At 54.6% G+C, this 15,661-nt stretch carries 14 protein-coding genes; 1 reads left to right on the forward strand and 13 read right to left on the reverse strand.

The features are described from left to right. Nucleotides 1–82 precede the first annotated feature (82 nt). From osmB to CWM66_RS12435, 3 genes are all read right to left on the reverse strand, one after another. The gene (osmB, locus tag CWM66_RS12425) at nucleotides 83–301 is read right to left on the reverse strand and encodes an osmotically-inducible lipoprotein OsmB (protein WP_035885807.1); all 219 of its coding nucleotides are present in this window, start codon (nucleotides 299–301) and stop codon (nucleotides 83–85) included. A gap of 255 nt (nucleotides 302–556) precedes the next feature. Beyond that, nucleotides 557–1,315, reverse strand: a complete 759-nt coding sequence (locus CWM66_RS12430) for a DNA-binding transcriptional regulator YciT (RefSeq protein WP_007371945.1) — start codon at nucleotides 1,313–1,315, stop codon at nucleotides 557–559. 88 nt (nucleotides 1,316–1,403) lie between these two features. Next, nucleotides 1,404–1,586, reverse strand: a complete 183-nt coding sequence (locus CWM66_RS12435) for a hypothetical protein (protein WP_007371946.1) — start codon at nucleotides 1,584–1,586, stop codon at nucleotides 1,404–1,406. Between the two features lie 192 nt (nucleotides 1,587–1,778). Between CWM66_RS12435 and CWM66_RS12440 the strand changes: the two genes are divergently transcribed. Further along, nucleotides 1,779–2,648 (forward strand): crotonase/enoyl-CoA hydratase family protein, encoded by an 870-nt coding sequence (locus tag CWM66_RS12440; RefSeq protein WP_007371947.1) that lies wholly within the window; start codon nucleotides 1,779–1,781, stop codon nucleotides 2,646–2,648. Here the strand turns inward: CWM66_RS12440 and pdeR are convergent. The 10 genes from pdeR to pspF form a co-directional block, all read right to left on the reverse strand. Continuing rightward, nucleotides 2,645–4,636, reverse strand: coding sequence for a cyclic di-GMP phosphodiesterase (gene pdeR / locus CWM66_RS12445; protein ID WP_035885541.1), 1,992 nt, complete (start codon nucleotides 4,634–4,636; stop codon nucleotides 2,645–2,647). The two genes, CWM66_RS12440 and pdeR, sit on opposite strands and share 4 nt — an antisense overlap. A gap of 296 nt (nucleotides 4,637–4,932) precedes the next feature. Then, the gene (locus CWM66_RS12450; RefSeq protein WP_107146712.1) at nucleotides 4,933–6,867 is read right to left on the reverse strand and encodes an exoribonuclease II; all 1,935 of its coding nucleotides are present in this window, start codon (nucleotides 6,865–6,867) and stop codon (nucleotides 4,933–4,935) included. Nucleotides 6,868–6,989: 122 nt separating this feature from the next. Beyond that, nucleotides 6,990–8,162 carry a hypothetical protein gene (locus CWM66_RS12455; protein WP_007371950.1) on the reverse strand — a complete coding sequence of 391 codons (1,173 nt, stop codon included), beginning with the start codon at nucleotides 8,160–8,162 and terminating at the stop codon, nucleotides 6,990–6,992. A gap of 178 nt (nucleotides 8,163–8,340) precedes the next feature. Beyond that, nucleotides 8,341–9,129, reverse strand: coding sequence for an enoyl-ACP reductase FabI (gene fabI / locus CWM66_RS12460; RefSeq protein WP_007371951.1), 789 nt, complete (start codon nucleotides 9,127–9,129; stop codon nucleotides 8,341–8,343). Nucleotides 9,130–9,251: 122 nt separating this feature from the next. Then, nucleotides 9,252–10,058 (reverse strand): peptide ABC transporter ATP-binding protein SapF, encoded by an 807-nt coding sequence (gene sapF / locus CWM66_RS12465; RefSeq protein WP_107146747.1) that lies wholly within the window; start codon nucleotides 10,056–10,058, stop codon nucleotides 9,252–9,254. Continuing rightward, a complete protein-coding gene (gene sapD, locus CWM66_RS12470; protein ID WP_007371953.1) occupies nucleotides 10,058–11,050 on the reverse strand; it encodes a putrescine export ABC transporter ATP-binding protein SapD in 993 nt (330 codons plus the stop codon). Before sapD ends, sapF begins: the two co-directional genes overlap by 1 nt. Continuing rightward, a complete protein-coding gene (gene sapC, locus CWM66_RS12475) occupies nucleotides 11,050–11,940 on the reverse strand; it encodes a putrescine export ABC transporter permease SapC (RefSeq protein WP_007371954.1) in 891 nt (296 codons plus the stop codon). The genes sapD and sapC overlap by 1 nt, the downstream gene beginning before the upstream one ends. Beyond that, a complete protein-coding gene (gene sapB / locus CWM66_RS12480; protein ID WP_007371955.1) occupies nucleotides 11,927–12,892 on the reverse strand; it encodes a putrescine export ABC transporter permease SapB in 966 nt (321 codons plus the stop codon). The genes sapC and sapB overlap by 14 nt, the downstream gene beginning before the upstream one ends. After that, nucleotides 12,889–14,529, reverse strand: a complete 1,641-nt coding sequence (gene sapA / locus CWM66_RS12485; RefSeq protein WP_007371956.1) for an ABC transporter substrate-binding protein SapA — start codon at nucleotides 14,527–14,529, stop codon at nucleotides 12,889–12,891. Before sapA ends, sapB begins: the two co-directional genes overlap by 4 nt. Nucleotides 14,530–14,627: 98 nt before the next feature. Beyond that, nucleotides 14,628–15,614, reverse strand: a complete 987-nt coding sequence (pspF, locus tag CWM66_RS12490; protein WP_161518499.1) for a phage shock protein operon transcriptional activator — start codon at nucleotides 15,612–15,614, stop codon at nucleotides 14,628–14,630. Between the last annotated feature and the right edge of the window lie 47 nt (nucleotides 15,615–15,661).

The following is a 15,661-nucleotide window of genomic DNA, read 5'->3' on the forward strand; positions in this document are numbered from 1 at the left end:
GCGGCCTTATTTTTACACTGCGTAACTCAGACCTGAAAAGAAAGTATATTTATTTTCTTGTTGTCGCCGTTTCAATGACCAATTATTTACCAACCTGGTGGCCAATAATACCGCCGACAGCCGCGCCACCTAATGTACCCAGCGTGCTACCATCAGTCAGTACAGCACCACCCAGCGCGCCCGCACCTGCGCCGATGGCAGTATTACGAGAACGTTTATCCCAGTGACCGCAGGCGCTCAGAGACATTGCCAGGGTTACGGTGAGAAGTGCGGTGGCCATTTTTTTACTTGTTAACATCATCATACTTTCTCCTGAATTATCGATTCACGGAAAAATGTTCTCTTTAAGTATAGAAGCTGTAGCCCACCTTAAAGCACTTCCGTGAAACCTTGCTGCGCAGGTGTAATACAATCACGCGAGTGATAGTCACTTCCTGTTATATCGCTAATATTAATTTTACTCGCGGGCAGAAAGTCAGACAGGTAAAAACTCTTAATCAACGCGTCGGAATATTCCCAGATATAAGTAAGATAGCCCGCTTTCGCGGGCGGAGAATTAATCAGTAATACCGGGTTTAACAATATCAACGATCAGGCCTGCCTGGCGAAGTTGTTGATGTGCTTCGGAAGAGAGTTTTTCATCGGTAATCACCCGCTGGAAGCGTTCAGCCGGGCCTAGCGTATAAGGATGCATCACACCAAATTTGGAGCTATCGGTAAGCACAATCGCCTCGCTGCCTTTTTCCAGTACCGCATTAACGACATCAGTACGCATCATATCCCGACCGGTAAAACCCGTTTCCGGCTGCCAGCCATCGATACCGATAAACGCTTTACTGAAGTGCACCTGCTGGATGTACTGCCGCGTCAGCGGGCCGACCATGCTTTCACTCTTTTTCTGGTAGATGCCGCCAAGCAGGATCACATCGCACAGCGACTCCTTCAGCAGGTGCGCGATATAGCTGCTGACAGTAATAATGGTGATGTCGCTCTGTTCGCCTAACTTGCGGGCGAGCAGCGCATTACTGCTGCCGTTTTCAATAAATACAGTTTCGCCGGGGCTAACCAGAGAGGCGGCAAAATCCGCCAGCGCGCGCTTGACGGTGTAGTTACTCATCATGCGCGTTTCAACATCATCGCTATCCAGCGGTACGGCAAAACCGTGTGTGCGACGCAGATAGCTCTGTTTCTCCAGCGTATTCAGATCCTGGCGAATCGTGACTTCAGAAACGCCGGTCATGCGAGCCAGATCGGCGACGCTCATCTGGCCTTTATCAATCACCGTTTGCAGAATAATTTGTTGTCGGGAATTCATAGTCGTGTCGTTTTAATCAGGTATTGAATTCGGACATCACCACTGCGGCTATCGCATCCTGCTGCCGCGTGATGGTGAAAATGAAAGATCAAATTTCCCAGGGCGTTTTAGGCGCGCCAGAAGAGGAGGCCTTGTCGTTGTTGTCGAGATCCAATAATTCCGCCTTCAGAATCTCCAGATTGCGAATTGCAGATTGTGTGTCTCCGGCAACCAGTATGTCCAGAACGGTATCGATCCGGCCCGCAAGGAGTTTAAGGTCAATGTCTGCCATACCTTCACCTTTATATCGAAAAATGAATAAATTAATGATGCAGAAAAGAGTGTAAAAAGAGAAGAAAAAAAACGAAATCTCAAATTCTTATAAGCACTCAGCATATATTCATTATGTCACAGGCAGCCCGGTTCTGGCGTGGATTAGTCTTGCAGTGCGCGCAATGCGCTTTTTTTACCGGAGGATAAAGCAATGACTGTTATCAACCAGGCTACGTGCAAACTGTTTACTGATAATGAACGTTTTACGCAACTTTCTGGATACTATGAGGAGGAGCGACGTACCGTGTGGATGATGTTGCGCGCCAGGCCGCGCCCTTGCTTCAACCACGCATTGATTGAAGAGATCATGAATATCTCCTGGCTCGTCAAACGGGCAGGGTTCGCAGTGGATTTCTGGGTAACAGGTTCGCTGGTTCCCGGTATGTACAACACAGGCGGAGATCTACAATTCTTTGTTGAATGCATTAAAAATGGACGACGCGAAGCGCTACGTGCCTACGCCCGTGCTTGTGTGGACTGTGTCCATGCCGCGTCACGCGGCTTTGACACCGGTGCGATTTCACTGGCGATGGTCGAAGGCAGTGCGCTCGGCGGTGGTTTCGAAGCGGCGCTGGCGCACCACTTTCTGTTAGCGCAACGTGATGCCCGTATGGGGTTCCCGGAAATAGCCTTTAACCTCTTTCCCGGTATGGGAGCCTATTCGCTGGTCGTTCGCCGTTCTGGTATGAAACTGGCGGAAGACCTGATCTACAAAGGCGAGTCGCATACCGCAGAGTGGTACGAACAGCAGGGGCTGGTGGATCAGACCTTTGATGTCGGGCAGGGGTTTATGGCGGTACGTACTTTTATCGATACACTCCAGCCCCGTCTGAACGGTGTTCGCGCAATGCTACGTGCACGGCAGCGGGTACTGCAACTGCCGCGCAGCGAGTTGATGGATATTACGGAAGATTGGGTGGATGCGGCGTTTTGCGTCCAGCCAAAAGATATTGCTTATATGGAACGCCTGGTGTTGCTGCAAAACCGGCACACTGCGGTGAGCTTACGTAATGCCAGCTAACGCATCTTTCGCGCCTGATAGCGCTTAAACCAGCGCTCAAACGCGGCAGCGGGCATCGGTCTGGCAAACAGAAACCCCTGCCGCTCATTGACGCCATTCTTGGTCAGAAAGGCGTCTTCTTTTGCACTCTCTACTCCTTCGGCAATCACCTGCAAATTCAGCGCCTGCGCCACGGCGACGATGGCGCGCACCAGTGATTGCGAAACGGATTGTTTATGAATTTCACGGACAAAAGATTGGTCGAGCTTGATGGCGTCCAGGGGAAAACGTGCCAACTGCGACAGAGACGAATAGCCGGTACCGAAATCATCCAGATGCACCTGCGCGCCTAATGCGCTGAATTGCTGAATAACCGACAGCGCCAGTTCAGCGTTTTCAATCAGGCAACTCTCTGTCAGTTCGACATCAATAGGGCAGTGTTCAAAATTGAGGTCATGAAGCGCCTGTTTCAGGTCGCTAAAAATCGTCTGGTCGGCGAGTTGGCGTGCTGAAACGTTGACCGCAACGCGCAAATTGATCCCTTTGTCTCGCCATTTCGCGAGCTGACGCACCACCTCCAGCATGACCCATCGCCCGAGCGGAACAATCAGCCCCGACTCTTCCGCATAAGCAATGAAATCCATCGGCGGGATCAATCCGCGCTCCGGTGATTGCCAGCGCACCAGCGCTTCCAGGCTGCGAACTTCGCCGCGCCAGGTCACTTTGGGTTGATAGTGAATGACGAGCTGGTTTTTTTCCAGCGCCCGGCGCAGGTTGGTATCCAGCCAGATATATTCAAAAACACGTTGATTCATCTCCGGCGAGAAGACGCAAAATTTCCCACGGCCATTCTCTTTGGCGGTATACATCGCCGTGTCGGCATTGCGGATCACGCTTTCGCGATCGGCACCGTGCTGCGGTGCAAGCGCAATACCCAATGAACACCCCGTATAAATTTCGATAAGCCCGATACGGAAGGGCTGACGCAGGCGTGTCAGTATACGGGAAGCCATTGCTTCGAGAGTGCTCTGAGAAGTATTCGTCCCCAGCACAATAAACTCATCGCCGCCGAGCCTTGCCAGCACCTGGCCTTCTTCAAGGCAGCTCAAAATAGCCAGTGCAACCGCCTGTAACAGTTGATCGCCAAACATGTGGCCATACGCGTCGTTGACCTTTTTGAAGTTATCTAAATCGAGATACACAATCCCGACCTGCGTATCGCCCCGGTTGGCAATGGCGTCGCTGATCATCTCGTGAATGGCATTGCGGTTAGGTAAACCGGTGATGGTGTCAGTATTAGCCAGCACCCGTAATCGTTCCTGTGCCCGGCGCTCCTCGGTAATATCCGTGCCCGAGCAAATCAGGAAGATCTCGTTTTTACCGCTGCCGCTGTGGACGAACTTATTGCGAAACAGAAACAGGCGCTGGCCTTTGCGCGTTTTGATCCAGCGCTCCACCTCATAGGATGAACCTTCCCTAAAAAATTGCGTGATATTGCGCTTTGAGGCGGCGGCTTCGCTGCGACTCATAAACAGCTTAAAGACATTTTGCCCGATCACTTCCTGCTCTTTCATGCCGGTATATTCTTCGCTCAATCGGTTAAAGCGCTGAATATTGCCGAGGCGGTCGAGGATCACGATCACTGAATTAGCTTCCGAAACCACCTGTTCAGCAAAAGAGAGCCCCTGAACCAGGTCGCGGGCGACAGACTGAGTATCGTCCCATGCCGAAGCGGTACCAGCCCATTCCCGGCGGGAAATTTTGCGCCCGACCAGATGGATGGACATCTCTTCACCGTAAACGGAAATATGCATAGTTAAGCTGGAAGTGATCACCGTCATTTCGCGGATCTGTTCCGCCTGCTCATCAGTCAGAGGCACTACCTGGCTGATATCGGCAGTTTCATCGGGGGCAAAGTGCAGGGCGTTGCTATCGGCGCTCAATCGCCAGAATGGGCTATTCGAACCCAGGTAACGAAACAGCAGATTCTGTTCCTGCGAGTCTTTCATGCTATCTCCCAACCCACCTAAAAGCGCAACGGGTACTCATTTTACGGGCGTAACACCGCCCAGGTTAAAGGGCCATCAGGACGAACGCGTTGTATTTCTTAGAATATGCCATTAACGCGAGTCCGGGTATCAGCAGAGCTGGCGCGAAAAATGTATAAATCGGGGCGAAACAGTAAGTTGACCTGGTTTTATTGTGGCTGTTTTTACCGGGTTGTGGGAGGAATTGAAAAAAAATGCGGGAGGGATCGCAGCGAAAAACGGCTCCTTCGACGGGGAAGGAGCCGCTGGTGAGGTTTTTACAGGGCCGGACGCGCGATAATGCTGCGGGTTTCCATGCGCACTTCGGCGATCGTGACATCAATAACATCCGTCACTTTAAACGCTGTTTCGCCTTTGATTTGCACCGTGCCGTTTTCCTGGCTGCAAACCAGCTCATCACGCACAGCGTGAATGAAGGGGGCCGGAATAAACGCGACGGCGCCGTTATCGACCAGGCGCACGCGCATACCACCACGGCTGACATCGATAATCTCGGCTGCAAAACGGGTGTCTGTACCGGCTTTGTTTTGCAGGAAACGGGCGTACAGCCAGTCACCGACATCGCGTTCAGCCATGCGATTCAGACGGCGACGTTCAGCCATCTGCACGGTGGTTTCGTCCTGCGGACGCTTCGGCGTTTCACCTTTAATAATCGCTTTCAGCAGACGATGGTTAACCATATCGCCGTACTTACGGATTGGTGAAGTCCAGGTGGCATACGCTTCGAGGCCAAGACCGAAGTGCGGGCCTGGCGCAACGCTGATCTCGGCAAACGACTGGAAGCGGCGAATACGGCTGTCGAGGAAGCCTGACGGTTGAGCATCCAGTTCGCGACGCAGTTTGCAGAAACCTTCCAGCGTCAGCACTTCTTCCGCATCAACATGCATGCCATGGGTTTTCAGCATGGCGGCCAGTTGCTCGCTGTTCGCCGGATCAAAACCAAGGTGCACGTTATAAATACCGAAGCCCAGCTTGTCGCGCAGAACGCGAGCGGCGCAGATATTGGCGGCGATCATCGCCTCTTCAACAATGCGGTTCGCAATGCGGCGCGGTTCGGCCACGATATCCAGCACTTCGCCTTTTTCACCCAGCACAAAGCGGTAATCCGGGCGATCTTTGAACACCAGCGCGTGGATCTGACGCCACTGTGAACGAAGCTGGCTTACGCGATGCAGCAGACGGATCTGCGCGGCAATCGCTTCATTCGCCGGTTGCCATGAGCCGGTATTTTCCAGCCAGTCGGAGACCTCGTCGTAAACCAGTTTGGCTTTCGATTCGATGGTGGCGGCAAAGAATTCGATATTCTCTTCGATGCTACCTTCGTCATCCAGCGTCATGCGGCAAACCAGCGCAGGGCGGATTTCGTTCGCGCGCAGAGAGCAGAGATCGTCGGAGAGTTCGCGCGGCAGCATCGGGATATTAAAGCCCGGCAGATAGTTGGTGAAGGCGCGCACTTTGGCGGAATCATCCAGCTTGCTGCCTTCAGCAATCCACGCGGTAGGATCGGCGATAGCAACGGTCAGTTGCAGTTTGCCGTCGGCGGTCTCTTCCACAAACAACGCATCGTCCATATCTTCAGTGCTGGCGCTGTCGATAGTGACGAAATCCAGCGCGGTCAGATCGACGCGTTGCAGACCGTCATCAAGCATTTCCGTCGCCACGCCGTTCGGCGCTTCTTTTTCCAGATTATGGCGCGCCAGGGTAACCCACCACGGAACAAAATGGTCTTCCGCAAAGGTAATAAACTGCGTCAGTTCGGCATAGAAGCCGCGATCGCCTTTGAGTGGATGGCGACGCATTTCCGCAACGGCCCAGTCGCCTTCTTTAAAATCATGTTCCACGCCGCGAGCCGCGCGGCAGGGAATGGCGTCTTTTAGCAACGGATGATCCGGTACGATGGAAAGACGATCGTCTTTCTTCTGCACTTTACCGACAAAACGGGTCAGAAACGGCTCGACCAGCTCTTCAGGTTCTGCGCTTTCGCGATCTTTGTCGCTGTGAATGACGGCGATGATTTTGTCACCGTGCATCACTTTCTTCATCTGCGGCGGCGGAATGAAGTAGCTTTTTTGCGCATCGACTTCCAGAAATCCGAAGCCTTTTTCCGTGCCTTTTACAACACCTTCCGCGCGTGGTGTCTGGGAATGAAGTTGCTGTTTAAGCTGCGCTAGCAGCGGGTTGTCCTGAAACATAGTTATGTATTTTCGTGGCTAAAAGAGCGGCTGACAGTTTTACGCGATTCTGCTGGTTGCGGCAAGCGCTGTTTCAGCAAAATCTGTGTGGGCAAGCGGCGGCGAAGCCGCTTGCCGCTGCGTTATTCCGTCTCAGGGAAGGTAGTTTGCCCGAGGGCGATTTTCAGGCGGTTAAGCCAGCCGTTCAGGGCGCAGCCCATCAGCAGGCTCACCGCTGCCTGGCGACTGAAACCTTGCTCAACAAGCAGTGAAAAGTGCAGTGGGCTGAAGCGATCGGCGGCGCAGGTAAGCAATTGCACGGACTGCAGCAATGCCCTGATTTGCGGATTGTCGGCCGTTTCGCGATTAACCTCGCGCTCGCCGCCGCGCAAGGCGTGTTCCATCGATCTCTCCTGCGGCGCACGTTGTAGCGCTTCGGCGAAACAACCGACGCTGCCATTAATGCGGGCAGTATAGAGCGCGGTAAGCCCGGCGAGCTGTTTATTCGGCGTCGCTCTGGTCAGCTTGTCGCAAATCTCGCCCAGCGCATTTAATTGCAAATGTTCATGTGCCAGCAGCGGGGCGAGCAGGCGCAGTTCCGGTAGCGGTTGCCAGTGAGCCAGCGACTCCATCTGTGGCGCGTTAGCAATGCGCAAATCCACGGCATCAATGGCGGGTTCCCATATGATATCGGCGTGAGCGAACAGTGAGGCATCGGCTTCCTGTTGTACCTCCATGCCAGGGATCACTCGCACAGGCTGGCCGAGAACGGCCTGCAATATCGCCAGAACACGGGCCTGGAAAGCGACAAAGCCGATAATTTGCGTGATAACCACCACGTCATACTGGGTTAAACCGACATCTTCCAGTTGCTGCCGCGCGCGGGCGTCAATCACTGACGGTGAAGCCGCAAGCTGGCGGGCATATTGCGTGATTTGCGCCAGCCGGTAGTTACTCTCCCGCGAAGAATCCGGGCCAGGCAGCGGTGCGAGTCGCGCTGCATAGTGGTTGCATAACCGCTGAATACCAAAAACCTGCGCTACGGTAAGCGCAGTGCTGAGACGATCGTAGGTGCTGAAGGTGCGCAGGCGATTAACCGTCACGCGCTGCGGAAAGAGCAGGGCGTAGAGCTTGCGGGCGGGTGTCACAATACCGTCAAGATTGGCAGCCTGGTCTTCAGGCAGGGCGATATCGAGCAGGAAAGGGTCATTTACCGTGGCGGCTTCGGGAACCAGCGGTAGCGCCTGCGCACGGCTGGCACTCGACTGGGTCTCATGGTACCAGTGGTTTTTGCCTTCTGTCCGGCGTCGTTCCATGGTCGTTCCTTGGTCTGAAAGTGGCGATCCGGATTCGACGTCAGGTCTATACGCCGGATCTTTTTTGCTGCTTTATCCTGGCGCATGGCAAGTTTGGGATGAAAGATTGTTAGGTGATAATAAATATCAGAATGGCATATCGAAGGAAAAGCCCCTTCAGAGAAGGGGCGAGGGGAAATTATTTGATTTCCAGTTCGTTCATCGCAGCGATGTTAAAGCCACCATCTACGTGAACCACTTCACCGGAGATACCGGCGGAGAGATCGGAGCACAGGAACGCAGCGGAGTTGCCCACGTCCTCAATGGTCACAGTGCGGCGAATCGGGGTAACCGCTTCGCAGTGCGCCAGCATTTTACGGAAGTCTTTAATACCGGACGCCGCCAGCGTACGGATCGGACCTGCGGAAATACCGTTAACACGCACGCCTTCCGGGCCCATGGCATTCGCCATGTAACGCACGTTCGCTTCCAGAGAGGCTTTAGCCAGACCCATTACGTTGTAGTTCGGGATCGCACGCTCAGCGCCCAGGTAGGAGAGCGTCAGCAGCGCGGAGCCCGGATTCAGCATCTGGCGGCAGGCTTTAGCCATTGCCACGAAGCTGTAGGAGCTGATGTCGTGTGCGATTTTAAAACCTTCGCGGGTTACCGCGTTGACGTAGTCGCCGTCCAGCTGATCGCCCGGAGCGAAGCCGATGGAGTGAACGAAACCGTCAAATTTCGGCCAGACTTTCGCCAGGTCCGCAAACAGCGCGTCGATGCTCTCATCCTTAGCAACATCACATTCCAGAACAATGCTGGAACCCAGCTGGGCGGCAAACTCTTCAACACGGCCTTTCAGCTTGTCGTTCTGGTAGGTGAATGCCAGCTCAGCGCCTTCGCGATGCATTGCCTGTGCGATGCCGTATGCGATGGAGAGTTTGCTGGCGACGCCAGTAACCAGAATGCGCTTACCGGAAAGAAAACCCATAGCTTTAATCCTTATATTCATTGTTGTGGCGAGCGTCCTCTTCATGGGGCGCTCGTCGTTAAAACGCGGCGATTCTATCATGAGTCGCCGAATGAGTTAATCCGACCACTGAATCTCGTCAATCAGCGGTCTTTACGCCAGGCATCAGCGGTTAATGCTTCGCCAAAATGCCCGGCGATCAAACGTTTTGTTAAATCATGCAGCGGAGAGGCCAGCACATCGGCAGTGCTACCGCGCTCCACCACTTCGCCCTGATGCATAACCAGCACTTGGTCGCTAATGTGCTTCATCATCCCGATATGCTGGGTGACATAGATATAAGAGATACCCTGTTTTTCCTGCAATTCCAGCATCAGGTTAATTAACTGCGAACGCATCGACATATCCAGCGAGGCCAGCGCTTCATCGGCGATGATCACCTTCGGCCGCAGGATCAGCGCACGCGCCAGACCAAGGCGCTGTTTTTGTCCTGGCGCCAGCATGTGCGGGTAGTAGCTGACATGATCCGGCAACAACCCCACCATGCGCAGCGTCTCCAGGATGCGTTTTCGTCGTGCTTCCGGCTCCAGATCTGTGTTCAGGCGCAGCGGAAAATCAAGAATTTGCGACAAACGTTGACGCGGGTTGAGCGATGTCGTGGGATCCTGAAAAATCATGCGAATGCGCTGGCTGCGGAAAGTATAGTCGCCGTAATGCAGCGGCTGATCGTCAATCACCAGCTCGCCGTAAGAGGGTTCGACCATGCCCGCCAGCATTTTCGCCAGCGTCGATTTCCCGGAACCGTTCTCGCCGATAATCGCCAGCGTCTGCTTTTCGCGCAGGGTAAAACTTAACGGTTTAACTGCCTCCACGGTTTGACGACGGAACCAGCCTGTGCGGTAGCGGAAGGTTTTGCTCAGGTTACGCACTTCAAGCAAGGTCTCAACCATCATTCGCTCTCCATATTCAGCGGGAAGTGGCAGGCATAAAGATGGTTTCTCGCGCCGGTCAGACGCGGTGTTTCGACGCATTTGCGCTGCGCATACGGACAGCGCGGCCCGAGGCGGCAACCAATCGGCAGTTGCTCAAGCAGCGGAATGGCGCCAGGCATTGTGTTGAGGCGGCTTTTATGCGGCATCGCACTGCCAAAATCCGGAATCGCACGGATCAGCGCCTGCGTATACGGATGGTGCGGCGTAACCACCAGCTCTTCGCTGGGCGCGGTTTCCACCGTTTGCCCGCAATACATCACATTAATGCGGTCGGCCCATTTGCTGAGCATTTGTAAATCGTGGCTGATCAGCATAATGGTAGTGTTGTTGTTCTGGTTAAGACGGTCGAGCAGACGGAAAATCTGCGCCTGGGTTGTCGGCTCCATCGCGTTCGTCGGTTCGTCAGCAATCAGCAGGCGCGGCTGGTTAGCCAGCGCGATGGCGATCATCACTTTCTGACATTCGCCTTCAGTCAGCTCGTAGGGGAAACTGCGCATCGCATCTTTATGATCTTTAATCCCGACGCGGTGCAGAAGCTCAATAGCCCGGCGTTTACGCCAGCCAAAGCGCTGCCACCAGCGGCCTTTCCATGTCCAGCCGGGAATGTTTTGCATCAACTGCTTACCGACGCGCTCCGAGGGATCGAGACAGGATTGCGGCTCCTGGAAAATCATCGACACGTTATGGCCGAGCAGCTTGCGGCGTTCGCGCGCCGAGAGACGCAGCAGGTCAATATCGTCAAAGCGCATGCGATCGGCGGTGACGCGCCAGTTATCTTTGGTGACGCCGCAAATCGCTTTTGCGATCAGGCTCTTACCCGAACCTGATTCGCCCACCAGCCCGCGAATTTCACCTTCTGCAAGCGTCAGGCTGATGCGATCGACGGCTTTAACCCAATCATCGCCGGTCTTCACTTCAATGGTCAGATTGCGGATATCAAGAAGTGGCATTATTCGACTCCCGCCGCGATCGCACGACGGATCCCGTCGCCGAGGATATTAACCAGCAGCACGCTAATCATAATGGCCGCGCCCGGTAGCATCACGGTCCACGGCGCGACATAAATCAGTTCCAGCGCATCGCCGAGCATTGCGCCCCATTCAGGGGAGGGAAGCTGCGCGCCGAGATCGAGAAAGCCCAGCGCAGCGATATCCAGAATCGCCATCGACAGCGCACGGGTGATTTCCGTCACCATCCCGGCGGTAATATTAGGCAGCACGGCGTACCAGAGGATATTGCTCGTTGACGCGCCATCAAGCCGGGCAGCGACCACATACTCTTTCTCCAGCTCGTCATGCACCATGCTGTAGACCGAACGCACCATGCGCGGCAACAGCGCCAGCCAGACGGCGAACATCGCATGAGTAAGATGCGGACCAGCAAATGCCACCACAATAATCGCCAGCAGCAGTGTCGGCAGCGATAACAGCGTATCGAGAATATGGTTCAGCACGGCTGAACGCAGCCCGTGGGTGGCACCCGCAAAAATGCCGAGCGCCAGTCCGCACAGCGTGGCAGCCAGCGTGACGATAAATGCACCGCCTACTGTTGGCGCTGCGCCGCTTAACAGACGGCTCAGCACATCACGCCCCAGATCATCCGTGCCGAGGAAAAATGACACATCGCCATAGCGCGACCATGATGGCGGTAAAAGCTGATAACCGAGGAACTGTTGGTCGATACCGTAAGGCGCGAACCAGTGGCCAAAAATACACAGCAACGCCAGCGCGCCGCAGCCGTACAGACCGATCATCGCGGTGGTATCGCCATAAAATTTACGCCAGGCTGTGCGCAGCGTGCCGGGCGGGCGTTTTTCGCTATAAACGCTATCGTAAGGCATACCATTCCTTATGTTTCAACGGGTTCGCCAGCGCACCCAGAATATCCGACAGCACGTTGACAATAATGACCAGCGAGCCAATTACCATTACACCGGCCGAAATCACCGCGTAATCCTGCTGGCGAATGGCATTAATCAACCAGCGCCCAAGGCCCGGCCAGCTGAATACCATTTCAGTGATCATCGCCAGCGTCAGCATGGTGGAAAATTGCAGCCCAAGACGCGGGATCACCGGCGGCAGGGCATTATGCAGCACATGGCGGCGCAAAATCGTAACGCGTGAAAGACCGCGCGTCGCCGCCGCTTTAATGTAGTTTTTGTCGAATACGTCAATGGTGCTGATTCGCATCAGGCGGATCACTTCCGTCGTTGGCGCTACCGCCAGCGTCATTACCGGCAATATCAGATGGCGCAAAGCGCTGGCCATCATCTCATCGCGCCACGGCGAGTCCGAAAGCCAGGCATCAATCAGCGAGAATCCGGTGACTGTTTTTACCTGATAGAGCAGGTCGAAGCGCCCGGACACCGGCAGCCAGCCAAGGTTGAGCGAAAAGAAAAGCGTCAGCAGCAGCGCCAGCCAGAACACCGGGATGGAAAAGCCGAGCAGCGCAATGGCGCTAATCAGTGAATCCTGCCACTTACTGCGCATTACCCCGGCGAGCATCCCGACCGGGATACCGATCACCAGCGCGGAACCAAAAGCCAGCAGGCAGAGTTCCATGGTGGCGGGGAATACTTCTTTTAACTGTTCTGAAATAAGCTGGCCGTTAATGCTGGATACGCCAAAATCCCAGTGCAGCAGGCCATTAAACCAGAACACCCACGCGTTCCACAGCGAGGCGCCCTGGAGCGGCGCGTGGGGCGTGAAATAGCTCAGGCTGAAGCCGACAAACGTCAGCAAAAAGAGGGTCACCAACAGAAGCAACAAACGACGCAAAGTAAAGATAATCATGGCTTCGACACCTCTTGTTTATCCCGCGAGACCCCGGCAAAAGAGGCGCTGCCGAACGGACTCAGTACCAGCCCTTTAATATCATAGCGATACGCCTGCAAACGCAGCGAGGAGGCCAGCGGCAGCACCGGCAATTCGCGAGCGAGGATTTGCTGGGCTTCGTCATAATCATCAATTCGCGCAGCAAGTTGCTGTGAAGCGAGCGCTTTTTGCAACACATCGTCGAATTCATGGTCGCACCAGTGCGCAAAGTTGGTCTGCGAGTTTATCGCCGCGCAACTCAGCAGCGGGCGGAAGAAACTGTCCGGATCGTTACTGTCCGTCGCCCAGCCCGTGAGTGTCAAATCATGGTTCATGTCCATCAATCGCGCTTCCTGGAAACGGCCTTCCACCGGTACGATCACCACTTTAACGCCGACCTGCGCCATATCGGCCTGGATAAGCTCGGCGGTTTTCAGCGGGCTGGGGTTCCAGGGCTGTGAGCTGGTCGGCACCCACAGTTGTAATGTGAGATTCTCCAGCCCCAGCGCTTTCAGCCGTTCGCGCGCCTGATCCGGATCGTATTCGGTGATTTTGGCTTCATTATCATAAGCCCAAGAGGCGCGGGGCAGAATTGACGCCGCCGTTTCCGCTGTGCCGTAGTAGATCGACTGCATCAGGCGCTGGTTATTGATCGACAGTGCCAGCGCATGGCGCACTTGCGGGTTATTCAGCGGCGGTTTGTTGGTATTAAATGCCAGATAGGCGATGTTCATCCCCGGACGCAGCGTCAGGCGCAGGCGCGGGTCGTCACGCAGAATGGTCAACTGGCTGGCGGCTGGCCACGCCAGGACATCGCACTCGCCGGTCAGTAATTTTGATAAACGGCCCGTACCGCCGGAGCCTAAATCGACAACCACCTGCTGCATCAGTGGTTTACCGCGCCAGAATTTTTCGTGACGTTGTAACCGAATATATTGCCCGGCGCGATACTCATCAAGCTGATAGGGACCGGTGCCGACCGGCTGGCGATCGATCAGTTCCTGCCGATCTTTGTTCGCCAGTTCGCCTGCGTATTCCGCCGACATCACCGAGGCATAATGGGTTGCCAGATGCCATAAAAATGAGGCATCCGGTTTTTTCAGGCGAAACTCGACGGTGCGGTTGTCCAGCTTGCGCACGCTGTCGACGGAATCGGCAAACTGCAAACTGTCGAAGTACGGGAAACTATCGCCGTTGACGTTATGCCAGGGATGATTGCGGTTGAAAATGCGCTGAAAAGTAAATACCACGTCGTCGGCATTTAATGCGCGGTGCGGAGTGAACCAGGGCGTGGTCTGAAAGGCAACGTTATCGCGCAGACGAAAACGGTAAGTTGCACCGTTATCCAGCACTTCCCAGCTTTCCGCCAGTTCCGGCACCAGCCGGTAAGTGTAGGGATCGACGTCCAGCAAGCGATCGTAGAGTTGCGCGGCCAGCGTATCAACAATCAAACCGCTGCTGGTTTTCTGCGGGTTAAAAGTATCGACCTGGCCGTTGACGCAATAAACAAAACCGCTGTCGCGAATATCCGCCAGCGGAGCAGGCGTGACTGCCGCCTGGGCGATGCCTGCGATCAGGCTTGCGGTCAACAGCAGAGAGGAGAGAACCGGACGCATGATTTATTCAACATGTTTAAATTCATGAACAAAGTGTATCGCACTTGCTATGGCTTCGTACAAATGTCTGCAAGCGACTGCTGTTATTGTCGACGATTTCAGCTTATTTGATGCTTTTTCAGCAGTGCCCGTAGCTGGTGATAGGTCAGTCCCAGCAATTCCGCGGCGCGTTTTTGGTTAAATTTCGCCTGTTGCAGACTCTGCTGCAGCAGTTGCTTTTCCTGCTGGTGCTGAAACTGACGCAAATCCAGCGGCAGGGAAATTGAGGTATTCTCTTCAGCCTTCGGTGCAGTCAATGTACGGTTAAACGGGTCAAGAATGATGGTATCAAGCGGCTCATCACTGCGCCCATGGCGATAAACTGAACGTTCCACCACGTTTTTTAGCTCGCGAATATTTCCGGGCCAGGCGTAATTCATCAGCACATCGCGGGCACGTTCGGTAAAGCCGGGGAACAGCGGCAATTTAAGTTCCCGGCACATCTGAATGGCAAAGTGATCGGCCATCAGCATGATATCGCTCTGGCGCTGGCGCAGCGGTGGCAACAACACCACGTCAAAGGCCAGCCTGTCGAGCAGATCGGCGCGGAAGGTGCCGTCCAGCACCATCTGTGGCAGGTCGGCATTGGTCGCGCAGACCAGCCGCACATTCACCTGCAAAGGCTGGCTGCCACCCACGCGTTCGAGTTCGCCATATTCAATGACCCGCAGGAGTTTTTCCTGTACCAGCATTGGCGCGGTGGCCAGCTCGTCGAGAAACAGTGTTCCGCCGTCGGCACGCTCAAAGCGGCCTGGATGGCGCTTCTGCGCGCCGGTAAAGGCGCCGGCTTCGTGGCCGAACAATTCGGAATCCAGCAGATTTTCATTCAGCGCCGCGCAGTTAAGCGAGATAAATGGCCCTTGCCAGCGCGAGGAGAGGAAATGCAGACGGTTTGCAATCAACTCTTTACCGGTGCCGCGCTCGCCGATGATCAGTACCGGTTTATCGATCGGCGCAAGGCGCGAAACCTGTTCCAGCACCTCGATAAAGCTATTGGCCTCACCGAGCAGGTTATCCTTATATTCTGACATGATGAAATTCGCCATTAGTTGGTCTTATTAACCACTCTAAATGAAAACGTCGCTGCGGTAAA

The organism is Kosakonia sp. H7A (assembly GCF_003028445.1).
In the GTDB taxonomy this organism is placed as follows: Bacteria; Pseudomonadota; Gammaproteobacteria; order Enterobacterales; family Enterobacteriaceae; genus Kosakonia; species Kosakonia radicincitans.